Annotated in this window: 17 protein-coding genes; 9 read left to right on the top strand and 8 right to left on the bottom strand. The window is 62.7% G+C overall.

Features of this window, described 5'->3' with window-relative positions; genetic code table 11:
* Window positions 1-11 precede the first annotated feature (11 nt).
* The gene (locus ABWV42_RS04035; protein ID WP_353338984.1) at window positions 12-788 is read left to right on the top strand and encodes a hypothetical protein; all 777 of its coding nucleotides are present in this window, start codon (window positions 12-14) and stop codon (window positions 786-788) included.
* On the opposite strand, the gene ABWV42_RS04030 is transcribed toward ABWV42_RS04035, so the two are convergent.
* The 3 genes from ABWV42_RS04030 to ABWV42_RS04020 all read right to left on the bottom strand — a co-directional run bounded on the left by ABWV42_RS04030 (window position 785) and on the right by ABWV42_RS04020 (window position 6,059).
* The gene (locus ABWV42_RS04030; protein WP_353338983.1) at window positions 785-2,659 is read right to left on the bottom strand and encodes an AfsR/SARP family transcriptional regulator; all 1,875 of its coding nucleotides are present in this window, start codon (window positions 2,657-2,659) and stop codon (window positions 785-787) included. The two genes, ABWV42_RS04035 and ABWV42_RS04030, sit on opposite strands and share 4 nt — an antisense overlap.
* 268 nt (window positions 2,660-2,927) lie before the next feature.
* Window positions 2,928-4,385 carry an aldehyde dehydrogenase family protein gene (locus tag ABWV42_RS04025; RefSeq protein ID WP_353338982.1) on the bottom strand — a complete coding sequence of 486 codons (1,458 nt, stop codon included), beginning with the start codon at window positions 4,383-4,385 and terminating at the stop codon, window positions 2,928-2,930.
* A gap of 12 nt (window positions 4,386-4,397) precedes the next feature.
* Window positions 4,398-6,059, bottom strand: coding sequence for a GMC family oxidoreductase (locus tag ABWV42_RS04020; protein WP_353338981.1), 1,662 nt, complete (start codon window positions 6,057-6,059; stop codon window positions 4,398-4,400).
* A gap of 99 nt (window positions 6,060-6,158) precedes the next feature.
* Here ABWV42_RS04020 and ABWV42_RS04015 point away from each other — a divergent pair, with 99 nt between their 5' ends.
* Together ABWV42_RS04015 and ABWV42_RS04010 are read left to right on the top strand one after the other, a co-directional pair.
* Window positions 6,159-7,070 carry a LysR substrate-binding domain-containing protein gene (locus ABWV42_RS04015; RefSeq protein ID WP_353338980.1) on the top strand — a complete coding sequence of 304 codons (912 nt, stop codon included), beginning with the start codon at window positions 6,159-6,161 and terminating at the stop codon, window positions 7,068-7,070.
* A 107-nt stretch (window positions 7,071-7,177) separates the two neighbouring features.
* A complete protein-coding gene (locus ABWV42_RS04010; protein WP_353338979.1) occupies window positions 7,178-8,686 on the top strand; it encodes a class I adenylate-forming enzyme family protein in 1,509 nt (502 codons plus the stop codon).
* Between the two features lie 22 nt (window positions 8,687-8,708).
* On the opposite strand, the gene ABWV42_RS04005 is transcribed toward ABWV42_RS04010, so the two are convergent.
* On the bottom strand, window positions 8,709-9,578 hold the full coding sequence (locus ABWV42_RS04005; protein WP_353338978.1) for a LysR family transcriptional regulator: 870 nt from the start codon (window positions 9,576-9,578) through the stop codon (window positions 8,709-8,711).
* A gap of 108 nt (window positions 9,579-9,686) precedes the next feature.
* On the opposite strand from ABWV42_RS04005, the gene ABWV42_RS04000 reads away from it, so the two are divergent.
* From ABWV42_RS04000 to ABWV42_RS03975, 6 genes are read left to right on the top strand one after another with little or no spacing between them, the layout of a single operon-like run.
* Complete coding sequence (locus ABWV42_RS04000) at window positions 9,687-11,228, top strand: trimethylamine methyltransferase family protein (protein ID WP_353338977.1); 1,542 nt, start codon at window positions 9,687-9,689, stop codon at window positions 11,226-11,228.
* 38 nt (window positions 11,229-11,266) lie between these two features.
* On the top strand, window positions 11,267-12,673 hold the full coding sequence (locus ABWV42_RS03995; RefSeq protein WP_353338976.1) for an aldehyde dehydrogenase family protein: 1,407 nt from the start codon (window positions 11,267-11,269) through the stop codon (window positions 12,671-12,673).
* Window positions 12,670-13,968, top strand: coding sequence for an aspartate aminotransferase family protein (locus ABWV42_RS03990; protein ID WP_353338975.1), 1,299 nt, complete (start codon window positions 12,670-12,672; stop codon window positions 13,966-13,968). Before ABWV42_RS03995 ends, ABWV42_RS03990 begins: the two co-directional genes overlap by 4 nt.
* Complete coding sequence (locus tag ABWV42_RS03985; protein ID WP_353338974.1) at window positions 13,965-16,397, top strand: GcvT family protein; 2,433 nt, start codon at window positions 13,965-13,967, stop codon at window positions 16,395-16,397. The genes ABWV42_RS03990 and ABWV42_RS03985 overlap by 4 nt, the downstream gene beginning before the upstream one ends.
* On the top strand, window positions 16,397-18,808 hold the full coding sequence (locus ABWV42_RS03980) for a GcvT family protein (protein WP_353338973.1): 2,412 nt from the start codon (window positions 16,397-16,399) through the stop codon (window positions 18,806-18,808). The genes ABWV42_RS03985 and ABWV42_RS03980 overlap by 1 nt, the downstream gene beginning before the upstream one ends.
* A 3-nt stretch (window positions 18,809-18,811) precedes the next feature.
* Entirely contained in the window at window positions 18,812-20,482 is a 1,671-nt protein-coding gene (locus ABWV42_RS03975) for a thiamine pyrophosphate-binding protein (protein ID WP_353338972.1), read from the top strand.
* Here ABWV42_RS03975 and thiD read toward each other — a convergent pair.
* From thiD to ABWV42_RS03955, 4 genes are read right to left on the bottom strand one after another with little or no spacing between them, the layout of a single operon-like run.
* The gene (gene thiD, locus ABWV42_RS03970; protein WP_353338971.1) at window positions 20,479-21,219 is read right to left on the bottom strand and encodes a bifunctional hydroxymethylpyrimidine kinase/phosphomethylpyrimidine kinase; all 741 of its coding nucleotides are present in this window, start codon (window positions 21,217-21,219) and stop codon (window positions 20,479-20,481) included. The genes ABWV42_RS03975 and thiD overlap by 4 nt on opposite strands.
* Entirely contained in the window at window positions 21,216-22,184 is a 969-nt protein-coding gene (locus tag ABWV42_RS03965) for a ThiF family adenylyltransferase (RefSeq protein ID WP_353338970.1), read from the bottom strand. The genes thiD and ABWV42_RS03965 overlap by 4 nt, the downstream gene beginning before the upstream one ends.
* A complete protein-coding gene (locus ABWV42_RS03960; RefSeq protein ID WP_353338969.1) occupies window positions 22,181-22,774 on the bottom strand; it encodes a thiamine phosphate synthase in 594 nt (197 codons plus the stop codon). The genes ABWV42_RS03965 and ABWV42_RS03960 overlap by 4 nt, the downstream gene beginning before the upstream one ends.
* Entirely contained in the window at window positions 22,774-23,541 is a 768-nt protein-coding gene (locus tag ABWV42_RS03955; protein WP_353339513.1) for a thiazole synthase, read from the bottom strand. Before ABWV42_RS03955 ends, ABWV42_RS03960 begins: the two co-directional genes overlap by 1 nt.

Below are 23,541 nucleotides of genomic sequence, written 5' to 3'. Positions count from 1 at the left end.
AGGAAATGACCATGAAGGGTGGAAAATACATCATCGTCGGAGCCGATCTTGGCGATGAACAGAACATGATCACTTTTGACGAAAACGGCGTGGGCGTGATTGTCGCCATGGCCGACAGCCTGTCTCCCGAGGGCACCGTGATGGCAACGCTTGCCGCCGATCCGGCGCTGGCCAAGGTGGTGGGGTCTGGGCCGCTGAACGTGGAAGCCATCGGGCGGCTGATGGTGCACATGTCGGAAAACCCGTCCCCGTCCGAGGCGCAGAAGGCAAATTACGAAAGCGTCGTGAAATACGCGATGACGGTGCTTGAGCGGCCCAAGGACGGCAAGCTGGACGACGGTGACCGCGCCGCCCTTCTTGCCGAAACGCAGGTGCGGATCGAGTTCGAAACCCGTGCGGCCGTCGAGAATGCCGCCGACAAGAACGTGCGTATCCTCGTGGTGCCGTCGGATGGCACCCTTGCGGAGGGGCAGAGCGCGGCCAAGCAGATGGACCCGCATTACCAGCCGCCGCTGAGCTATGATCTTGACGAGTACCTGATGCTGTCGCATCTACGCGACAAGGTTGAAAAGCTGCTGCGGGATTTCGATGGCTCGCAGGTGGCAGGTTGGGAGTGCACGCATCTTCCGGCGCTGCTGGGCCATGCCGAGACGTGGATCAACGAAAACACCTATCACCACATTGATGGCGCGCCCGACGCGGACGATGCCTTTAACCAGATTCTCGACACGCCTGAGCGCGCGTTCCACCGCGCTGTCGGGATCTACGGCACCAATATGTGCCGCTAGGCAGCATGTGTCGCGACGGCCTGTAATACCCCTCGGAGGTCGTCGCGCACGGCTTCGTCGCGGAATGGAAAGACCGAGACGAACCAGTCAATAAGAGATTGTTTTCCAAAGCTTTCGTCGCCTTTCCACATGGGGGCGATTTCCTGCTGGTAGGCCTCAAGCCGTTCCGCGGCGGCGTCGTGTTCGCCAAGTTGCCAGAGCGAGGCGGTGTGCCAGCCGCCCACCGTGGTCATCAGGCCGCGGCCTTCGGAACAGTTGCGTTCGGTCAGGGCGAAATCCCCGCACAGGTAATCGGTGGCGGCAAGGTAGATCTTGTAGAAAGGTTCCATGCCTTCCCTTTGATCCCGCGTGCGGCGCGCCAGTTCGGCCGCGCGGTCGAGGCGGTGGGTAAAGGCAAAGCCAAGCGCGGTGGAGGCCATGGTCAGGGTGTTGTCCTGATTGAGGTTGAGGGCCTGTTCAAAGTGGAACTCGGTCAGCTCGAACTCGCCCCGGTGACAGTAGCACCATGCCAGAACCCTGTGGGCCCGTGTATCCAGCGGGTCGATCGTCACGGCCTCGATGGCGTGGTGCAGCGCCATCTGCTTGACGTCTTCGGTCTGGTAGGTGCCGGGCAACAGGATGTGGCGCACATTCAGCGCGCCCGCCAGTTCGGCATGGGCCGGGGCAAACTTGGGGGCTTCGGCGGTGACCTTGCTGAGCATTTGCAGGGCTTCGGCCTCGGTGTCCGGTGACCAGGCATCCAAGAGCGCCTGCGAGCGCAGCCAGTAGTCATAGGTGTCGGCGGCGGGGCTGACATCGGAGCGGCCCGCAACCTCGACAGACAGGGCGCGGGCGATGTTCATCAGGACGGGATGTACCTTGTCGTCCCAGCCGACCTGCGGCGCGGCGATCACGTCGGACCAGACCAGTTCGCCACGGTCGGGGCGGCTGACTTCGACGTGCAGGGTCTGGGTGCCGGCCACGGGCAGGAGTTGCAGGTCCAGCGCGAGATAGGCCGACGCGGTGTTGCGATCATCCAGGATCTGCCATTCGCGAAAGCGGCTGAGGCGGCGGCGAAGATCGGCGGCCAGCACCTTGAGCAGGCTGTTGTCCTGATCGCTGGCGCCGGGGTCTATGGCCGGTGCAACCGAGACGGTCAGTTTCGGGCGGATGTCCTGCTGCCAGGTGAGATCGGCCTTCTTTTCGGGGTCGAGCTTGATCGCCGCGACAAGGGCCTGTGTCTCGGAATCGGGCTCGTGATCGTATTCCTCGCCAAGATAGCGATACAGCGCGTTGTAGCATTCAAGGGCGCGGGTGGGGGCCTGGTTTTCCCAGTAGTGCTGCATCAGAAAGCGCACGGCCTGTTCGTTGGAGGGCTCGATCTCGAGGGCGAATTCGGCGGCCTCCACCGCGACGTTGCGCGCGGATCGTGACGAGAATGTCTTGTCCAGCGCCTCGCGCAGGTCAGTCAGAAAGCGGCTGCGCTGGATCACGAGCCAACTGTCGAGAGAGCCGCTGAGGCCAAGGAGCGTGTCCATCTGGGCCAGGCAGAGACGCACGATGTTGCCGTTTTCCGTGCACCATTCCTTGGGCGACAGGGCATGGGCCAGGTCACCCAGAAAATCCGATATGCCGGGCCAGGCCAATGTGACCTGTCCCGCGCCGGTTTCAATCGCGATGCCGGGCGCGTTTTCCAGTGTCAGGCGAATCTGGCGCACGGTTTGCCGGAACGAGGCGTTTGCCTGTTTTTCCGCCGAATCCCGCCAGAGCAGATCGATGATCTTGTCGGTGCGATGCGGTTGATTCGAGGTGCAGGCCAGATAGAGAAAGAGGGCGCGGGCTTTCTTAAGCCTTTGCGAAGAAATCACTTCAACCAATTCGACAGGTCGCATCCTCTGACCGCCTTACCCTTTAATCTATCCCCTCAAACTTCATTAACACTTTTTAAGAAAAAGCAAAAAACCTTTAAATTTGGCATGGTTCCACGGTTTGCGCCCTGCGCGTTGGGTAAATCACACGGGGATCACACATAGGTGGCATTACCGGATCACGGTCGCTACCGACCGCTGCGAGTTCTTCGCAGAAATCTCCCCAGCCCCCGGCGCGTAGGATGGCGACCAACTCCATTGCCACCACGCGTCGGGGTGTTTCTTGACGAAATCACGCGGCCGAGAAGACCCCTTGTTCCTGAAGGAAGGTGAGCGAAGGCATGACTTTGATCTCGAGGTATTCTTCGAGACCCGCCTTGCCGCCCTCACGTCCGTTGCCGGATTGTTTGTAGCCCCCGAAAGGGCTGCCGTAGGTGGTGCCGCGCCCGTTGATTGCCACTGCGCCGGCACGAAGTTGCGAGGCGACCCGTGCCGCGCGTGAGGCGCTGCCTGTCTGGACATAGGCGTAGAGGCCATAGTCGGTGTCATTTGCAATCGCGATCGCCTCTTCTTCGGTGTCGAAGGGGATGATCACCAGTACGGGGCCGAAAATCTCTTCGCGTGCGATACGCATCTGGTTATGCACGTCGGCAAAGATGGTCGGGCGCACGTACCATCCCTGTTCAAGCCCCTCGGGTTTGCCAAGCCCCCCCGCGAGCAGACGGGCGCCTTCATCGATGCCGATTTGGATCATGGCCTGAACGCGGTCGTATTGCATCTGGTCGAACATCGGGCCGATGTGGGGGCCTTCTTCCGCGGGATTGCCAACCGCCTGCGCCTTTGCCGCACGTTCCGCAATCTCCAGAGCGGCGGCATAGCAACTGCGTTCCACGAGAAGGCGTGTTGGGGCGTTGCAGGATTGTCCGGTGTTGTGAAAACAGGCCTGCACCGAGGCGGTGACCCGGGCTTCGAGATCGCAATCAGCAAACAGCAGGTTGGGAGATTTGCCGCCCAGTTCGAGGGTGACGCGCTTGATCGTGTCGGCGCTGTCTTTCGAGACGAGGGTGCCTGCGCGGGTCGAGCCGGTGAACGACATCATGGCAATATCGGGGTGGCGCGACATGGCGGTGCCGACCGACGGGCCATCTCCGAAAACGAGGTTGAAGACACCTGCGGGATAGCCTGCCTCGTGCACCAGTTCGGCAAATAGCGCGGCAGAGAGGGGCGTGTATTCGGAGGGCTTGAGGACACAGGTCGCCCCGACGGCGAGGGCCGGAAGGACCTTTTGCGCGATTTGGTTGATCGGCCAATTCCACGGGGTGATCAGGCCGCATACGCCAATGGGTTCACGGGTCAGGATATCGCCGTTTGGCAGGGCTTCCTGATCTTCCATCGCGGCAAGAAGGGTGGCGAAATCCTCGGCATAGGCGGGGCCACATGCGGTCTGTTCGTCGCGCGCCATGCTGATCGGTGCCCCCATCTCCTGGCTGATGGCGGCGGCCATGTCGTCGTTACGCGCCACAAGAAGGTCACGCAGTCGGTGCAGAAGTGACAGCCGCTCTGCGCGTGTTGTTTGCGAAAAACTCTCGAAAGCGCGGCTGGCGGCGGCGACGGCCCGGTCGACGTCGGCCTCGTTGCCAAGCGCAACCGTACCGATCTGCGTGTTGGTCGCCGGGTTCATGATTGGAAAGGCGCGCGGGTCAGTGGGCGCAACCCAAGCACCATCAATGTAGAATTTGTTGAGTTCCATGAGGAGATCCTGTTACTCGGCCGCCTGGGCCAGTGTTTGCGTGTCTTCCAGCACCATGTCCGCAGCCTTGTCAGCAAGCATCAGGGTTGGTGCGTTGGTGTTGCCGGAGGTGATGTTGGGAAAGGCCGACGCGTCGATCACGCGCAGGCCGGAGAGCCCGTGGACCCGCAGGCGGGAGTCGACGACGGATGTGTTTGGATCGTCGCCCATGCGGCAGGTGCAGGTGGGGTGAAATACGGTGCCGGCGCGCGTGCGGAAGTTTTCCAGCAGCGCATAGTCATCCATCCCCACGATGTCCGGTGCACAACGGTCGCGGGTGACGGCCTGAAGGGCTGGTGTCATGGCTAGGTCCTGCAACAGGCGGCTGGCCCGGATGGCGGTTGCGCGATCTTCTTCGGTCGCCAGAGAGTTCGGTTTGATGACGGGCGCGACCGTGGGATCGGCGGATCTCAGGGAGATTTCTCCACGGCTTGTCGGGCGGCAGGGCTGAACGCAGAGCAGGTAGCCATTGTCGCGATCCATGTAGGGTTTGCCGTTGGGCAGGGTGCCGTAGGATGCAGGGTTGCAATAGACCTGAACGTCGGCACGGTTTGCGCCCCGGGTGCGGGCAAAGCCGCTGCATTGGTTGACCGGAACACTTAGCGGGCCGCGCCTTGCGAGTGCGAATTGCAGGGCGGCGACGGCTTTTCCGGGAAAGGTGCCCAGCTTGGCGTTCAGCGTGTCCTCGGTGGCCCGGAACAGGTGGGACACCGCGAGGTGATCCTGCAGGCCTTTGCCGACTTCGGGCAGAGCGTGGTGTAGCGCGATTCCGTGGGTCTTGAGGTCTGCCTCGTTGCCAATTCCGGAGAGCATCAAGAGCTGGGGTGAGTTCACGGCACCGGCGCTCAGGATCACGTCGCGGGCGGCCCGGGCCTCCTCAGTGCGACCTTTGTGGCGGTAGCGGATGCCGGTGGCGCGCTTGCCGTTCAACAGGACGCGTTCCACCTGGGCCTTGCGTATGACCGTCAGGTTGGGGCGTTTCAGGGCCGGGCGCAGGAAGGCATCGGCGGCGGACCAGCGCAGCCCACCTTTCACGGTGCTGCGCACATAGGTCAGACCTTCGCCAAACTGGCTGTCGTCGGCGTTGTCGGGGGCGGCGTTCATGTTGTGCGAGACCGGCCAGCCCATCTCTTCTGCGGCAGACAGGAAGTGGCGCGTGAACGGGTTCATGCGGTCCTGAAGGGAAGAAACCACAACGGGGCCAGTGCCGCGTTGCGCAGTTTGCTTCTGCGCACCGCTTTCAAGGTTGCATTCCAGTGCGTCAAAGCGGGCCTTGACGGTTTCCCAGTTCCATCCCTTTGCTCCGGCGGCCTCCCAGTCGTCGAAATCATGCGGCAGGCCGCGGACATAGGCCATGGCATTGATCGAGCTTGAGCCGCCAATGACCTTGCCGCGCGGCCAGTATCCTTCTCGGCCATCAAGGCCGGGGTCGGCTTCTGTTGTGTAACGCCAGTTCACCGCCGGGTCGGCAAAGGTGTAGGCATAGCCTACGGGCACCTTGATCCAGGCGCGCCGGTCGCTGCCTCCGGCTTCGACCAAAAGCACCTGATGCCGTCCACTTGCCGTTAGGCGGTCTGCGAGCACACAGCCTGCCGATCCGGCTCCGACGATGATGAAGTCGTACGTCTGCGCCATGCGCGGTCCCTTCCTGTTCTTGCGTGAAGATGGGACGGGCGTTAGGTGTAAATCAAACAATGTGTTTTTCGCCTAAGACTAAACTGAGGTTAATGATAAATGGCCGATCTCCCACACGTGACATGGCTCAGGGCCTTTGATGCAGCTGCTCGTCACAGCAGTTTTTCGTCGGCGGCAGATGAACTTGGGCTGACGCCTGCTGCGGTGAGCCAGCAGATCAAACACCTTGAAAGCCGATTGAACGCGCAGCTTTTCAAACGGTTGCCAAGGGGCGTGGCCCTGACCGATGTCGGCCATGCCTACGCACAGGAAATTCGCAAGTCTTTCGAGGAGATGGCCCTTGCGACGAATGGGTTGTTCGGGGCCAAGCGCAAGCGGGTGGTGCGCGTTCGCGCGTCGATTTCCAGCGCGGCGCTTGTGATTGCTCCGCAACTGGCCTTGTTCAAGGCAGCGCATCCGGACATTCACGTTCAGATGACGACTTCAATCTGGACCGATCGGTTTGACGACGAGGGCCTGGATGTGGACATCCGGTTTGGGCAGGGCAACTGGGGCGAGGCGCGTATCCTTCATCTGGGGCACGAATCTGCGATTCCGGTGTGTCGGGCGGACTATGCTGCCAGATTTGGGCCGACGCCTGCGATAGAAGACCTCGCGTCATCCGAGGTGGTGCAGATTATTGGGTCGGAAACCGACTGGGGGCGGTTGGCGGAATTGCACGGGTTGGACCTGAAGCCGACAACCGACTGGCTGAAGGCGGATTCCTCGCTGATGGCCTTGCAGACCGTCAGCGCAGGACGCGGCGTGACAATGGTGCTTGAGAGCTTTGCCCGGCCTTATCTTGAACGCGGCGACCTCGTGGCGCCGACCGAGTACAAGCTGCCCAAGCGGCGATCACATTACCTTGTGCTGAACGATCGCAAGGGGCCGCGTGACGAGGTGAGGCTGTTCTGCAACTGGGTGCAGTCGTTGTATTTGGATCAGGTTTCGGCCTTTGATCCGGGGGCGTGACGGGAATTCTGGGATCGTGACGTGCCGGAACTAAATTCCGCATACTGAAATTTACCAAGGCGCAAGGTATTCCAGTTCACGTCGCATCCGGGAGGTAGGGAGGTCCGATGCAAAGACGAATTCATGACTTCTTGGATGAAGTGGTTGCCGTGAAACCCGAGGCAACGGCGATCATCGACCACGCGGATGTTGCCTATAGCTGGCAGGATCTGACGGGCGCTGTGGAGGACGCCGAGGCGGCGATGCGTGCGAGGGGAGTAAAGGCGGGCGACCGTGTTGTCCTCGTGTTCGAGAACACGATTTCCGTGCCGGCCTTCTTTCTCGCGGCGAGCCGTCTGGATGCGATTTCCGTGGTGATCAACGCGCGCCTAACGGAGGCCGAGTTGCAGCGCATTTTTGATCACAGTGATCCAAGCCTCGTGATGTTCAGCACTGACGTGTCCGATGCGGCACGCGCACATGCCGCGCATTTCGGTGCCGAGTGCGTGGAGGGACGCTTTGGGCAGGTCGGGTTGATGCCGCGGGGCGGGGCCACGCCGGAACCCGTGTTCGAGGCCGCCGCGGAACAAGTGGCGCTGATGCTTTATACGTCGGGCACGACGGGGGCACCGAAAGCGGCGATGCTCACCCATGGCAACCTTGTCAACGCGGCTCATGCCTCGGCAAAAGTGCGGGGGATGCGGGCGGATGATACTTGTTTCCTCGCTTTGCCGCTGTCGCATATCTACGGGTTCGTGACCTTTCTGGCGATGTGCAAGGCGCAGGGCGTCATGCGCATGGAAACCCGGTTCTCGGTCGAGCGGATGTTCCGGGCCCTGGATACGGATGTCACCTTTCTACCCGGGGTGCCACAGATGCACGCGCATCTGTTTCACTACGCCAAGGAGCAGAATATCCCCCGGTATGAAAAGGGATTACTGCGCTATGTATCGTCCGGCGGTGCGCCGCTTGATCCGGTCTGGAAGCGCGAGGCCGAGGCCTTTTACGGTCTGCCGCTGCAAAACGGCTATGGTTTGACCGAAGGGGCGGCCGGGGTCTGTGCCACCAACAACGCCTTTGGAGACCCTGACATCAGCGTCGGCCGCCCGATGCTGAACTGCGCGTTCCGCATTGACATGGAAGCGCCCGGGGCCGAGCCGGACGAGGGGATTGGGGAAATCCTTCTTGGTGGACCACAAGTGATGAAAGGGTATTTTCGTGACCCGGAGCAGACCGCCAAGGCCCTGACAGAAGACGGATTTTTCCGGACCGGCGATCTTGGGAGATTTGATGCCGAGGGTCGGATGTATATCGTCGGACGCTCCAAGGAGTTGATCATCCGCTCAGGCTTTAACGTGTATCCTGTCGAGATCGAGGCGACCCTGACGGACCATCCCGAGGTTATCGTGGCGGGCGTGGTGGGGCGTGCGGTGGAAGGCAACGAAGAGGTGCTGGCCTTTGTCAAAGTCGCGCCGGATTGCGCGATCACAGAGAGCGATCTGAAGGCCTTCGTGAAGGATCGACTGGCCCCCTACAAACGGCCAAGCCGGATCATCGTGGCGCATGAGTTGCCCGCCGCGCCGACGGGCAAGATCCTCAAGGCCAAGCTGATCGAGAGGTTTCAGGATCAGCTCTGAGACGGGGAGCCATCCGGATGGTTCAGGTCATGTAGCTGTTCAGCCAGTCCAGCACCTTGCGGCTTTCCCGCCGGCTGCGCGCGTCTTCGCGGATTTCCGCAAAATACCCGTGGGTTGCAGGCATGTCCTCGTCGAAAAGGCGCACCACACGACCTTCCTTGAGGTCCTGTTCGATCAGGGGCAGCCACCCGATGATCGCGCCCTGACCTTCGGCCGCGCCGCGAATGAGGACATTGGCATCTTCGAACACCGGACCGCGCAGAGGCAGGGAGATCGGGACGTCCTGCGCCGAGAACCAATCCATCCAGCCCCAGTGATTGCGTTGATGCAGGATTGGAACAGACAGCAGATCTTGCGGATTGGCGAAGGGCCCGTGTTTTTCCACGAATGCAGGTGCGGCCACGGCGATGGGTTGCAGGGCAACCAGAGTGGCGGCTGCGTGGGGCATGTTTTGCAGACGGTCCCAGCGGATGATGATGTCGGTTGTGGTACCGCCGGATTCACCCGGGCGGTAGGTTGGCGTGAATTCCAGTTCGATGCCCGGATGCTGATCCCAGAAATCGCTGATCCGCGGCATGAGCCAGCGGGCGGTGAAAATGGGGCCGGCGGCGATGCGAACAACTTTCCGGCTGCGCTGTGTGAAGCTGTCGACCGCGTCTTCGAGACGGGCAAAGGCCTCTGACGTGGCTTCGGCCAGACGCTGGCCGTCTTCGCTCAGTTCCACGTTGCGACCAACGCGGTGGAACAGCTGCGCATTCAGGTGGTCTTCGAGGCCGCGCACGTGGTGGCTGATGGCGGTTGTGCTGACCGACAGGGCGTCTGCGGCGGCGCGGAAACTGCCAAGGCGGGCTGCGGCGTCAAAGGCGCGAAGGGCGGAGAGAGAAGGCAGCATGGCAGTCTACTGTTAAGTTTGGCTCATCATTTGGTGAGAACACTGTCTTTGTAAAGAGGATTTTGGCGTGGTTTCCTGTGAGAAATCTTGAGCGAAAGTCATGAGATCATGTCAGAACCAGCACGCAGGCGCGGCCGCAAGACCCGACTGAGCCAAGCCAGTGACGTCGAAGAGAACCCGCCGGTATGGGCTGGTGTGGAAGCCGGGCGGTTCAAGCCGCTGTCGGAAAGCGAGGTGCGGCTGGTTGACGAAAGTGCCCTGACGCTGCTGGAAACGCTGGGCCTGAGCCAGGCCATTCCCTCAATGAAAGAGCGCGTGATCGCGGCCGGTGGCAGCGTAACCGAGGATGACCGGCTGTTGTTTCCGCGCGCGTTGGTGACATGGGCCATCGAGGGGGCGAGCCGGAATTTCAAACTGTGCGGGCAGGTTGCCAAGAACGATCTGACCTTGTCTTCAGCCCGTGTTCACATGTCGACCGGTGGGGCGGCACCGGGGGTGTTCGACCTCGATACGCACGATTATCGGGATTCGACGCTTCAGGATCTCTATGACGCGGCGCGGATCGTGGACCAGATGGACAATATCCACCATTTCAGCCGCTCGGTGGTGGCACGCGATATCGAAGAGAACGCGGTGATGGATCTTAACACCGCCTATGCCTGTCTGATGGGAACGTCAAAGCACGTTTCCATTTCCATCACCGAACCCGAGAACGTGCAGCAAATTGCCGAGCTATGTTACCGGATTGCCGGAGGCGAGGCGGCGTTTCGGGCGCGGCCGTTCCTGACGGTGATGGTGTGCCACGTGGTGCCGCCGATGCGGTTTGCCGAAGAGGCCTGTGAGGTTCTTGAACTGGCGATCCAGGCAGGGTTTCCGGTGCAGTTGATCAGCGCGGGGCAGGCGGGGGCAACTAGCCCGGCCACCATCGCAGGATCGCTGGTGCAGGCGGTGGCGGAAACGCTGGCGGGGCTGGTGTTTGCCCGGTTGGTCGACCCGGAGGTCAAGGCGATCTTCGCCCCCAAGCCGCTTGTGGCCGATCTGCGGACCGGATCAATGAGTGGTGGCGGCGGCGAACAGGCGATCCTGATGGCGGGTGCGGCCCAGATGGGGCGACACTGGGATTTGCCGACCAGTTCGATCGCCGGGATCACTGACGCCAAGCGGCTGGATGCGCAATACGGGGCCGAGAAATCGCTGGCGGTGACGATGGCGGCGCATGCGGGGTCAAACATCGTGACACAGGCGGCGGGCATGATGTCCTCGCTGCTGGGGGTCAGCCATGCGGCCTATGTGAGCGACAATGATCTTCTGGGTAACATCCTGCGGACCATTCGCGGGATTGAGGCGACACCCGAGAACATCGCCGCCGACGTGATTGCCGGGGTGTGCCGTGGCGAAGGGCATTACCTTGGCGAAACTCACACCTTCAACCGGATGAAATCCGACTATTTCTACCCCGAGGTCGGGGATCGTCGCAGCCCGCGCGACTGGCAGGACAGCGGCGGACAGAGAGTTGGCGATGTGGCTCGTGAAAAGGCGCGCGAGATTCTTGCCAGCCATTTTCCAACCCACATTCCGGATGCGCTGGATCTGGGCGTGCGGGAGGCCTTCGACATCCGCCTGACGCGCGAACAGATCGGAAGAGGGTGAGGTCCGTGCCCCTTTCAACCCAAGACCTTGGCGTATGGATGGACGGTTTGCTTCGGGACGGCGAGGGCGCTGAGCGCGTTTTGATCGACCCGGCGCATGAGACGCCGCTTACGCCGTTTCGCGAAGCCTCTGCGGATCAGGTGTCGCAGGCGGTGGCCTCAGCTGCGTCTGCCCTGCCGATTTGGGCTGCGACGCTGCCAACAGAGCGTGCGGAGGTGTTGCACCGGCTTGCGGATATGATTGCAAGGAATGCCGACGACCTGGCGCGGATCGAAGCTACGAATGTGGGCAAACCCCTGTCGCAGGCGCGCAGGGATGTTGGGCGCGCGTCGGACTATTTCCGGTTCTACGCAGGGGTGTGTGACAAGCTGAATGGCGAAACGATCCCGCTTGGGCCGGATCAGACCGCACTGACAGTGCCCGAACCGGTGGGCGTCACGGCGCATATTCTGCCTTGGAATTATCCGATATCGACCCTTGCGCGCGGCGTGGCTCCGGCGCTGGCGGCAGGTGCGACGGTGGTGGCCAAACCATCGGAACTCACACCGTTTACGGCTTTGGAAGTGGCGCGTCTTGCAACACAGGCAGGGCTGCCGGACGGGGCGTTCAACGTGGTGACGGGCGGCGGCGAGATCGGTGCAGCCCTGGCAGGGCATGAGGGGATTGCCCACGTGACCTTTACAGGGTCCACTGCAACCGGGCGCAAGGTGATGCAGGCCGCATCCTCGCCGGTGGCAGGTGTGACGCTTGAACTCGGGGGCAAATCCCCGGTGATCGTGCTGGAAGATGCAGACCTTGATGCCGCCGCAGATGGGGTGGTGCGCGGGATTTTCTTCAACGCGGGGCAGGTTTGTGCGGCGGGCGCACGCCTTATCTGTGCGCGTAGTGTTCATGATGCGCTGTTGGCCAAGGTTGCGGCAAAGGCCCATGCAATGGGGTTTGGTGATCCGCTGGACGATCCGCACATCGGCCCCCTGATCTCGAGCGGGCAGTTGGCCCGGGTTGAAGGCTTCGTTGCGCGGGCCAAGGCCCAGGGGCTGACCTGTGTGTTGGGCGGGGCGCGTGTTGATCGGCCCGGCTTTTTCTTTCCTCCAACGATTTTTGCCGATGTTCCAACCGATGCAGAGATCGCGCGGGACGAGGTTTTCGGTCCGGTGCTGGTGACCCATCTTTGTGATGATGCCGAAGATGCCCTGCGCATTGCCAATGACAGCCCCTATGGATTGGTTGCCGGCGTCTATACGCGCGGCCATGACACCGCCCTCTGGCTGGCCCGCAAGCTCGAGGCCGGACAGGTGTTTATCAACGGCTTTCTGACCGGTGGCGACACCGTCCCGTTTGGTGGCGTGAAGCACTCGGGCATCGGGCGGGAAAAGGGGCTGGCGGGTTTGTCCGCTTACCTCGCGCCGAAATCTATCATCCTTAACCATGCGAGGCCGACATGAGCCATAAGAACGCCGAGTGGGCCGCGCGCGCCCGTGCTGTCATGCCGGGCGGCGTCAGTCACGAGTTGCGCTATCGCGCGCCTTACGCGGCCTATTTCACACGGGCCGCAGGGGCCGAGAAATGGGACGCTGACGGCAAGCGTTACATTGACTTCAAGCTTGGCGCGGCGAGCCAGTTGCTGGGCCATGCGCATCCAGTGATCGTCGAGGCGGTGTCGCGGCAGATGGGGGCCATGCCCTATACCGGAGACTGCCATCCGCTGGAGGTCGAATGGGCCGAATGGCTATGTCGGCTGTTTCCCTGCGCGGAACGGGTGCGTTTCACCGGGTCCGGGACGGAATCAACCATGCTTGCCCTGCGTCTTGGTCGCGCCCATTCGGGGCGTGACAAGGTCCTGCGCATCGACGGGCATTTCCACGGCTGGCATGACATGCTTCTCAAAGGGGCCAAGCCCGGTGCCAACACCGCGCCGTCGCTTGGCGTGCCGCAGGCCATCAGCGACCTGACGGTTGTCGCGCCGCCTTCGGTCGAGGCTATTGCCCAGGTCCTTGCCAGTGACCCGCAGATCGGCACCGTCTTTGTCGAAGCATCAGGTGCCAACTATGGTTCGGTGCCGCTGCCGGATGGGTTCCTGCAAGGTATCCGGGCGCTGACGGCGGAAACGGGTCATGTGCTGATCTTCGATGAGGTGATTACCGGTTTGCGGTGGTCCCCGGGTGGCCGACAGGCACGTGACGGCGTGACACCGGACCTGACTACGCTTGCCAAGGTGGTGACGGGTGGGCTGCCGGGCGGTGCCGTGATTGGCCGCGCCGAGATCATGAACCTTTTGTCGCCTGCCGAAACCCGCGATGGTCTTTCGCCACCGGTGAGCCACAAGGGCACCTTCAACGCCGCCCCCATGGTGGCCGCAGGTGCCGTGAAGGCGATGGAACTCCTCTCGACCGGTGATGTACAGGCCCATGCAGATGCCATGGCCGCCCGATTGCGGGATGGGTTCAACGCAAGCTTTGAACGCCATGGTGTCGCGGCGCTGGCCTATGGCGATAGTTCGACCTGCCACCTCTATTTTGGGGGTACCTCCATCGACGGTCTCGACGCTGCCGCGATCCGCAGAACGCCGCCCACGCTGGTGAAAGCCCTTCGCGATGGCCTGTTGGCGCGGGGTGTTGATTTCATGTCGTTTACCTCTTGCGTGACCGGCCTGCCGCATACGCCTGATCTGATCGACGAGGCGGTAAGCCTGTTCGACGATGCCATTTCCTCGCTCATTCGTGACGGAGTCCTGACATGACCCTGCCAACCCATGCCCGCACCGTGATCATCGGTGGAGGCGTTATCGGCTGCTCCATCGCCTATCACCTCGCGCGTGAGGGGCGCAAAGACATCGTGGTGCTGGAACGCTCAAAGCTGACCAGCGGCACCACATGGCACGCGGCGGGCCTCGTGCGCCGGTTGCGGCCCTCTGCAACGCTGACCAAGCTGATCAACTACTCGATTGATCTTTATGGCGAGTTGGAGGTTGAAACCGGACAGGCGACTGGATGGACCCAGACCGGGAGCCTGACGCTGGCCACCAACGAGGACCGGCTGACCAATATCAAACGGCAGGTGTCGCTGGGGCGGGCCTTTGGCCTTGAGGCTGAGGTTGTCGATGCGGCCCGCGCCAAGGAACTTTGGCCGCTGATCGAAGTGGACGATGTGATCGGAGCGGTCTGGTCCCCTGCGGATGGGCGGGTGAACCCGTCGGACGTTGCGCTGGCGCTGTCCAAGGGCGCACGCGCACGCGGTGTAAAGATCTTCGAAGACACCGCCGTGACCGGCTTGCAAAAGAAGAGTGGCCGCATTTCCGGTGTCGAGGTGGGGGAACATCTGATCGAGGCCGACGAGGTAGTCATCGCCTGTGGTCTGTGGTCCCGGGAGGTGGCGGCAATGGCGGGTGCGCATATGCCGCTTTATGCCTGCGAACACTTTTACATCCTGACCAAACCACTGCCCGAGGTGCAGGCGCTGGGCAAGGGCGCGCATCTGCCGACACTGAACGATCAGGATGCCTTTCTCTATGCGCGTGACGACGTGGAAGGGCTGTTGGTTGGCAGCTTCGAGCCACATGCCAAGGGGCTGCCGCTGGATCGCCTGCCCAAGGATTTCTCTTTCGATCTTCTGGACGAGGATTGGGACCACTTCATGCCAATGATGGAAAACGCGCTGCGGCGGATTCCTGCACTGGAGAAGGCCGAGGTGAGGATGCTGCTGAATGGCCCCGAAAGTTTCACGCTGGACAGCCAGTTCATGCTGGGCGAAAGCCCCGAGGTGCCGGGGCTGTTCCTGATGGGCGGTATGAATTCGACCGGTATCGCGCTGGCCGGTGGGGCGGGTAAGGCGATGGCTGAATGGATCATCGCCGGTGAGCCGACGATGGAGCTGAACGAGGCCGACATCCGGCGTTTCAGCCCCGAGATGAACGTGCTGGGGGCGCTTGAGGCGCGGATTCCCGAGGTGCTTGGCCGTCACTATGACAACCCCTATCCCGGGCGTAGCATGGAGACCGCGCGTGGCCAGCGCCGTTCGCCCATTCACGCGGGCCTTGTCGCGGCAGGCGCGCGGTTCGAGGCGCGGGGGGGCTGGGAACGTGCGGTGCATTTCGGCGGCGAAGATGCGCATCTTCCCCTGAGCTTTGGCGTCCCGAAATGGCGCGAACAGGTCGGACGGGAAGTGGAGGCCTGTCGCGACGGCGCCGCGATTCTGGATCAGAGTGCCTTTGGCAAGATCATGGTGCAGGGGCCGGATGCCTGTGCCTTCCTCAATCACCTTTGCGCGGCACAGATGGATATTCCCGAAGGCCGCATCGCCTATAGCCAGATCCTGAACCGCAGGGGCGGGGTGGAAAGCGACATCACCGTGCAGCGGCATGGGCCGGACACGTATTTGATGATCGTGGGCGCGGGCGAAGTGGTGCGCGATCTGAAACGTATGCGTGAGACGCGCGGGGCGTTCCGCGTTGAATTCACAGATGTCACCAGCGGCTATGCCATCATCGGCCTGGCTGGGGCCGAGGCGCGGCGGGTCTTGCAAGCCACATCGAATGCCCCGGTGCCAGAGCTGAAGCGCTTTGGCTTTGCTCCTGTCGAGATCGGGCTGGCCCGTGGCTGGGCGGGACGGTTGAGTTTCACCGGAGAAGAGGGATACGAGCTCTACATCCCGGCAGAAATGGCAATGGCGGCCCACGAGGCACTTGTCGCGGCTGGTGCGACTCACGCGGGGCTCTACGCAAGTGGTTCCCTGCGGATCGAAAGCGGGTTCCGGGCGTTCGGGCACGAGTTGTCCCCCGGCACCACGCCGTTCGAGGCCGGTTTGGGGGCGTTCTGCGCCTTTGGCACGGGGTTCGTTGGCGAGGCGGCGCTGGAAGGGCCTTCGAAGGCCCTTGCGGAAGGCGTTTCCAAACGCCTTCCCACGGAGCGGCAGATCGTGACGGTTTTGTTTGACGATCCGGAGGCCATCCCGATCCATGACGAGCCGGTTTACTTTGACGGCCGCGTGGTCGGCCAGATCACCTCGGCCGCGTGGAGCTATCGCTTTGGGCGTTCCGTGGCGCTGGCGATGGTCGAGGCTCCCTTGGAACAGCTTGCAGAAACAACGGTTGTGTCCGGCTTCGAAGTCGAGATCGCCTGTACCCGCTTTGCCGCCAAGGCTTCGTTGAAACCCGCCAAGGAGGCATTCTGATGTCTGACACCCTGCGCACCACCCAGGTCGCCATCATCGGCGGCGGTATCATGGGCGTGGCCACCCAGTTCCAGCTGGCCGAGAACGGCTGGACCGACACCATCCTTTTCGAGAAGGCTGAGCTGACCTCGGGGTCGACCTGGCACGCCGCCGGGCAGATCGCACACGCGGTTGGCAGCCGTTTGGCTGGATGGATCAACACGACCTCGATCGAGACCTACAAGCGGGTCGAGAGAGAAACGGGCCAGAGCATTGGCTGGCACGAGGTTGGCGGCTTTCGCATTGCCACAACGGATGACGAAGTGGATTGGATGAAGTCCATCATGGGGGTCGGCAAGCTTTTGGATCTGCCGATGGAACTGGTCGGCCCTGAGGAGGTCGCGAAGGTCAATCCGTTCTACAAAGTGGATGACGTCAAGGCGGCGGTGCAAACCTTCGAGGACGGGCATATCGACCCCTCGGGCGTGACCATGGCGCTTGCCGCGGCGACGCGTGCGCGGGGTGCCAAAATTGAACGCCACAACCAGGTTCTGGGTGCCTCGCGCAAGGGCGATGGCTGGTTGCTGCGCACCGAAAAGGGCGATGTTTGGGCCGAACACGTCGTCATCGCGGCGGGCAGCTATGCCAACCAGGTCGGGGAATGGTTCGGGTTGAAAATTCCCTCGGTCTCGTGCCTGCACCACTATCTGGTGACGGACACGGTGCCGGAGTTCATGGATCGACCGGAATTGCCCGTGATGCGCGACAATGCCTATGGCGGCTATATCCGGCAGGAGCAGAAATCGGGACTGATCGGTATCTACGAGGGCCACGTCTGTCCAACCGTCTGGGAAATGCCGCAGGGTGCGCCCTGGGCGGCGGAGAACGAGCTGTTCGAAGCCGACTACGACTCGATTGGTGATTTCCTGATGGTGGCTTTCGACAAGATGCCCATTCTGGCGGACCTTGGCATCAAGCGCGTTGTGCGTGGGGCGATCACCCATACGCCGGATGGCGGGATGCTGGTCGGTCCTTCGGGCGCACCGAATGTCTGGCTGTCCTGCGGTTCTTCAATCGGTCTGGCCTGGGGGGGCGGTGCCGGCAAGGTGCTGGCCGACTGGATGGTGCATGGCGAAACGCCGATCAACACGCGGGGCATGGACCCGCGGCGGTACGGCGATTTCAGCACCGATCACTTCATCGTCGAGCGCACCAAGGACGAGTTCATGCGCCGTCATGACACGCCATGTCCGGGCAAGCAGTTCCACAGCCTGCGCCCACTCAATCGCCATGTCCTGTACGATCGGCTGGCCGCCAAGGGGGCCGTGTTTGGCGAGGTCGCCGGTTGGGAGCGCCCGCGTTATTTCGGCGCGGTGGGCGAGAGTGAACAGATTGGCTGGGGGCATCAGGATTGGCATGAAAACGCCCTGAACGAGGCGAAGGCTACCCGCGAAGCGGCGGGGGTGATCGATCTTTGCGCCTTTGCGCAGTTCGAGATCACGGGCAACGACGCAGGCGCTTTGCTGGATCGCCTTTCGGCCAACAAGATCCCGGCACGCGAAGGGCGGATGAGCCTCAATCACCTGCTGACGGAAAAGGGACGGTTCGAAACCGAGATCACAATCTGGCGGATTGCCGAGGATCGCTTTTTCACCGGTTCTCCGATCGCGCGGGCCAATCCCGATTTCGACTGGATCAAGAGCAATATTCGCGCAGGCGAAGATGTGCAGATGGTCAATCGGTCGGCGGATTGGGGCATGCTGGCGCTGTCCGGTCCAGCCTCTCGCGGCATCCTTGGCGAGTTGACCGACGCGGATCTGTCAAACGCCGCTTTCCCGTGGTTGTCGGGGCAGGAAATCACGGTGGCAGGTGTTGCCTGCTATGCGCTGCGTGTATCCTTCGTGGGGGAACTGGGATGGGAGTTGCACGCCCCGCTCGAGCACATCGGAACGCTTTATGACGCGCTGTTCGACGTGGGTGCCAAGCACGGGCTTACCGATCTCGGCAGCTATGCGTTCAACGGGATGCGTATGGAAAAGGCCTATCGTGCCTCGGGCGAGCTGACCACGGATGTCGGACCGTTTGATGTCGGGCTTGAGCGTTTTGTCGTGACCGAGGGGCGCGAGTTTGTCGGGCGGGATGCGCTTTTGCAGGCTGCGCCCGAATGGGAGCTGTTCTACGCCGAACTTCACGCGGAGGATATCGATATCCACGGCGGTGAGCCTGTGTTGCTGAATGGCGAGGCCGTCGGTCTGACCACCTCGGGGGGCTATGGCTATACCGTCGGCAAGTCACTGGGCTGGCTTTTCGTTCGCAAAGGTACGCCCCGCGAAGGCCTGAGCGTTCAGATCCTGAATCGCGCCATCCCTGTTACCGTCCACTCGGACGCCATTTTTGACCCGCAAAACCAGCGGCCCCGATCAGAGGATTGACCTATGACCAACATCACTGGCGGCGAAGCCGTCTATCGCGTTCTCAAGGCCAATGGCATCGATACCGTTTTCGGTCTGCTTGGTGGTTCGATGCTGGAACTGTACGACGCCATGTATCAGGGCAAAGACATTGCCTATGTCGGCGCGCGTGACGAAAGGGCGGCGGGGCATATGGCCGATGCCTGGGCCCGGATGACAGGCAAACCGGGCGTGGTCCTGGGCGCACAGGCCGGGCCGGGGGTGGTGAATATCGTCACCGCCGTGGCCGAGGCGCAGCTGGCCTATTCACCGATGGTGGTGATTGCTGGTGCGATCACCCGCGCCGACCAGTGCAAGGACACCTTTCAGGAGGTCGACCAGGTTGCCTTGTTTGCCCCGATCTCAAAGCGCTCGGTGATGGTCACCGATCCGTCGCGCCTCGCGCCGATGCTGGAAGATGCGATCCGCCTTGCCAATACGGGCCGGCGCGGGCCGGTTGTCCTGCATGTGCCGCGTGATCTGTTTGCGGAAGAGGTTCCCGAAATCCAGCCGCAGCCCCTGAACATCGCCCGCCCGGGGCCAGCTGCTCCGCGCGACATCGACGCCATTGCATCCATGCTCTCAACCGCAGAGCGTCCGGTGATCTTTGCGGGCGGTGGTTTCAAATGGGGGGAGGGGCGCGCGGCTTTGGTTGCGCTCGCCGAAACCCTGGAGGTGCCGGTCGTGGCCTCGACCGGCCACGCCGATGTCATGCCGCACCGCCATGCGTGGTTTGCCGGTCAGGCCGGGCCGCGCGGCAACCGCGTTGCCAGCCGTCTTACGAAAGAGGCCGATGTCATGGTGGTTCTTGGCGCGCGACTTGGGTTCAATTCGACGTTCCACAGCAACGATTATGTTGGGGCGGAAACACGGATTGCACATGTGGACGTTGAGGGATCGGCCGTTGGGCGATACTTCCCTGCCGAAATCGCGGCGCAGGGGGATGCCCGGTTGACGGCAGAGGCCTTGACGCAAACCCGCTGTCGGCCTGAGTGCGATCGGTGGCGCGCGGCGTTCAAAGCGGACATGGACAGCCTTTGGGCCGAACGGGCCGAGGAAGCTGCCATCGACACCCTGCCGATGCATCCGCGCCGCGCGTTGGGGGAACTCCGCGAGGCTCTTCCGGAAAACGCGATTGTCACGCTGGACACGGGCAACACCTGTCTTCAGGCGGCGGATCGGCTTGCGCATTATGCGCCGATGTCGCTGATCACGCCGCTCGATTTCGGCCTTGTCGGATTTGGCCTTGCCGCGGCCATCGGGGCCAAGGCCGCCGCGCCGGAACGGCCGGTGGTGGCGATCATGGGTGACGGGGCCGTGGGCTACACGATGATCGAAATCCAGACCGCGATATCGCATGGCCTGCCGATCACCATCGTTGTGCTCGACAACGAAGCTTGGGGCGCTGAGAAAGCGTATCAGCAAGAGTTTTATGGCGGGCGTCTGCTTGGGGCGGAAATCCAATCGCCGCGCTATGACAAGTTCGCAGAACTGTGTGGCGGCAAGGGCATCTGGGTCGAGGGTCCGGGCGGAATGGGGCCTGCGCTTGAGGACGCGATGGCCTCGGGGCAGACCACGGTCATTCAGGCCAAGATCGATCCAGGCGCATTGATGACCCTTCGCAAGGATCTCTTCAAAGCCCCAACCGAGGATTAAAGCACGGCGTGTGGCTGGCGGGCGCGTGCCAGCCAGTCATGTATGTGGCGTTTGCCAAGATCACAGGCTGTTTTCAGGTCTCGTCCAAGGGCGAGGTGGCAGGCGATGGCGGTGGCCAGGGAACACCCTGTGCCGCGCTGTTGGACATCCAGACGCCGCGCGGACATTGCGTGGTGGGTGTCTCCGTCGAACAGGTGGTCGGTTGCCTCGTGACCGCCCGCGTGTCCGCCTTTGACCAGAACGGCCCGCGCGCCAAGGGCTTGCAGGGTGCGCGCCTGTTGCGTGATCTGGGCAAGGTCCGCGACCTCGGGCAGGCCTGTCAGGGCCGCGACTTCGGGCAGGTTGGGTGTGATCAGGGTTGTGATGGACAATAGCGCCTTCGGGAGGCCGCCCTTAAGCAGGGTTCCCCCGGATGTGGACTTAAGTACCGGATCAAGGACGATGGGCAGGCCTTGCTCTGCCAGGGTTGCGGCGACGATTTCGGCAATCGCGGATGAGCCCAGCATACCGATCTTGACGGCGTCTGGCCGCGTGGTTTCGAGGGCGGCGGTGATTTGTGACTGCACGAGGTCGGGCTGCATCAGTTCCGCGTCAACAAGGCCCTTTTGGGTTTGTGCCGTGACGGCGGTGACGACCGGGGCGACCGTGACGCCAAGGGCCGCAGCAACAGACACATCGCGCGTCAGCCCCGCGCCGCCGCTGCTGTCGGTGCCTGCAATCACGAGGAGGCGTGTCATAGGTCGGCCCTTGCCGCCTGAAGGGCGAGGGTGCGATGGCCTCTGGCTTGCAGGTCCAGCGCCGTGCGCCATGCGCGCAATCCCGTGGCGCAACACAGGACAATCCGGCGGTCGGTTGGGGGCAGGTGCTCTGCGATCCTGTCCGGTGCCAGCCGCAGGGCATTGGGTGTGGGGAGATGTGGGGCCTCGGTCTCGCTGCGGAGGTCGACCACGATGTCCTGTTCGGTGATCTGCGCTCTGGACAGGAAAGGCAGGTGGGTGTCGGGTTCCGGCGTGCCGAGAAAGCTAAAGTCGGACAGGCGCAGGGTGGCGAGGTCGAGGGATACTAGTTTGCCAAGCGGGGAGGGGGTGGTGTTCAGAAGGATTTGTAGGGTGATCTGGCCCTGCAACGCGCCGATCACGCCGACCACGGGGCCGAGAACGCCGGCGGTGGCACAGGTTGCGCCGGATGATGGCAGATCGGGGAAGACCGCCCGCAGCGACGGCGCACCACCGCAGAAGGCTCCGACATAGCCGCCTTGTCCCAATGCGCTTGCCGACACCAGCGGTGTCTGTGCCGCAAGACAGGCGTCGGACAGGATGTAGGAGACGGCATAGCTGTCGGCGGCGTCGATCACGAGATCGGCTGTTTGCGCCAGATCCGGGGCGGTGAGCGGTGTTAGCGGGGCGACCAGGGCCTTGATGTGGATGGTGGGGTTGGTGGCCAGAAGGGCATCGCGGGCGGCTTCGGCCTTGGGGCGTCCGATGTCGGACATGCGATAGAGCGGCTGGCGGTGCAGGTTGTGCTCTTCCACGTGATCGGGGTCAATCACCGTGATCTGGCCGACACCAGCGCCCGCAAGGTACTGCAACACAGGACAGCCAAGACCACCGGCCCCCACCACGACCACATGCGCCGCGCCAAGCCGCGCCTGTCCGTCTTCGCCCACGTCGGGCAGGATCATCTGGCGTGCATAGCGGTTCATGCGTTGCACACCCTGATCCATTCCCGCGTACGGGCTTCGGGGTCGTCGGCCTGCTGGATATCGGTCACCACGGCCGCGCTGTCGGCCCCGGCCTCGAACACACCTGGCACCCGATCAGGTGCCAGGCCGCCAATCGCAACAAGCGGCGTGGTGCCTGCCATGCGCTTCCAGCGCGTGACGTTCTCAAGGCCCTGCGGCCCCCATTTCATCTTTTTGAGCAGGGTGGGATAGACTGGCCCCAAGGCCACATAGGCCGGATCAAAAGACAGGGCGCGATCCAGTTCGCTTTCGTCATGTGTGGAAAGGCCGAACCGGACACCGGCGCGGCGCAGGGCGACAAAGTCGGCAGTGTTCATGTCTTCCTGTCCGAGATGGACGAAGCCGCAGTTGAGATCGAGGGCGGCCTGCCAGTAGTCGTTGACCACCAGTTGCGCGCCATGCACGGCACAGAAATCGCGGGCGCGGGCGATCTGTCGGCGCACTTCGGTCTCTGGCAGGTCCTTGATCCGCAGTTGCACCAGTTTCACGCCATGGGGCACCAGCAGTTCCAATGCGCTGACGTGGCTGACGATGAGGTAGAAACGCTCCATTATCCAAGCTCCGCAAGGCCAAGGATCGGGGTCGAGGGCACGGCCATGTCGCGCCGTTCCATTGGATCTGCCGTGTGGCCAAGGCGGCCCGCCTCGATCGCCAGCGCCATTGCGCGAGCCATGGCAACCGGATCACCGGCCCGTGCAACGGCGGTGTTGAGAAGAACCGCGTCCATGCCCAGTTCCATTGCCTGCGCCGCGTCCGAGGGGCGGCCGATGCCGGCATCCACGATCAACGGGGTATAGGGGAAATGCGCCCGCATCGCGCGCAGGGCATCCGGCGTGCGCAGCCCCTGGCCCGAGCCAATCGGCGCCCCCCAGGGCATCAGCACCTCGCAGCCAGCGTCCAGAAGGCGTTCACCAACCACCAGGTCATCTGTGGTGTAGGGAAAGACCGCGAAGCCCTCGTCGACGAGTTCCCGCGCCGCATCGACCAGTGCGAAGACATCAGGCTGGAGGGTGTCGGAATGGCCGATCACCTCGAGTTTGATCCAGTTGGTGCCAAAGATCTCGCGGGCCATATGGGCGGTGGTGATGGCTTCTTGTGCGCTGTGGCATCCGGCGGTGTTGGGCAGCACGCGGGCGCCCGTGTCGCGCAGCATGTCCCAAAACCCCGCCCCTGAGCCTTGGGCGGTTTCGCGGCGCAGCGAGACCGTGACGATCTGGGTGCCGCAGGCGCGGATCGCCTCGGCAAGGATCGCGGGAGAGGGGTACTGCGCGGTGCCTAGCAGAAGGCGCGAGGTGATGTCTGTGCCGTATAACTGCAT

The organism is Pelagimonas sp. KU-00592-HH, from assembly GCF_040369695.1.
Classification (GTDB): domain Bacteria; phylum Pseudomonadota; class Alphaproteobacteria; order Rhodobacterales; family Rhodobacteraceae; genus Shimia.
This window is presented reverse-complemented; position numbering and strand designations above follow the sequence as displayed.

Excerpts from the sequence above, each read along its gene's own strand:
- thiD (WP_353338971.1), bottom strand. The coding sequence starts at position 21,219 with ATGACACGCCTCCTCGTGATTGCAGGCACCGACAGCAGCGGCGGCGCG.
- ABWV42_RS04005 (WP_353338978.1), bottom strand. The coding sequence starts at position 9,578 with ATGCTGCCTTCTCTCTCCGCCCTTCGCGCCTTTGACGCCGCAGCCCGC.
- ABWV42_RS03960 (WP_353338969.1), bottom strand. The coding sequence starts at position 22,774 with ATGGAGCGTTTCTACCTCATCGTCAGCCACGTCAGCGCATTGGAACTG.
- ABWV42_RS04000 (WP_353338977.1), top strand. The coding sequence starts at position 9,687 with ATGTCAGAACCAGCACGCAGGCGCGGCCGCAAGACCCGACTGAGCCAA.
- ABWV42_RS04030 (WP_353338983.1), bottom strand. The coding sequence starts at position 2,659 with ATGCGACCTGTCGAATTGGTTGAAGTGATTTCTTCGCAAAGGCTTAAG.
- ABWV42_RS04035 (WP_353338984.1), top strand. The coding sequence starts at position 12 with ATGAAGGGTGGAAAATACATCATCGTCGGAGCCGATCTTGGCGATGAA.
- ABWV42_RS03955 (WP_353339513.1), bottom strand. The coding sequence starts at position 23,541 with ATGCAGTTATACGGCACAGACATCACCTCGCGCCTTCTGCTAGGCACC.
- ABWV42_RS03965 (WP_353338970.1), bottom strand. The coding sequence starts at position 22,184 with ATGAACCGCTATGCACGCCAGATGATCCTGCCCGACGTGGGCGAAGAC.
- ABWV42_RS03980 (WP_353338973.1), top strand. The coding sequence starts at position 16,397 with ATGTCTGACACCCTGCGCACCACCCAGGTCGCCATCATCGGCGGCGGT.
- ABWV42_RS03995 (WP_353338976.1), top strand. The coding sequence starts at position 11,267 with ATGGACGGTTTGCTTCGGGACGGCGAGGGCGCTGAGCGCGTTTTGATC.
- ABWV42_RS03975 (WP_353338972.1), top strand. The coding sequence starts at position 18,812 with ATGACCAACATCACTGGCGGCGAAGCCGTCTATCGCGTTCTCAAGGCC.
- ABWV42_RS04010 (WP_353338979.1), top strand. The coding sequence starts at position 7,178 with ATGCAAAGACGAATTCATGACTTCTTGGATGAAGTGGTTGCCGTGAAA.
- ABWV42_RS04025 (WP_353338982.1), bottom strand. The coding sequence starts at position 4,385 with ATGGAACTCAACAAATTCTACATTGATGGTGCTTGGGTTGCGCCCACT.
- ABWV42_RS03985 (WP_353338974.1), top strand. The coding sequence starts at position 13,965 with ATGACCCTGCCAACCCATGCCCGCACCGTGATCATCGGTGGAGGCGTT.
- ABWV42_RS04020 (WP_353338981.1), bottom strand. The coding sequence starts at position 6,059 with ATGGCGCAGACGTACGACTTCATCATCGTCGGAGCCGGATCGGCAGGC.
- ABWV42_RS03990 (WP_353338975.1), top strand. The coding sequence starts at position 12,670 with ATGAGCCATAAGAACGCCGAGTGGGCCGCGCGCGCCCGTGCTGTCATG.
- ABWV42_RS04015 (WP_353338980.1), top strand. The coding sequence starts at position 6,159 with ATGGCCGATCTCCCACACGTGACATGGCTCAGGGCCTTTGATGCAGCT.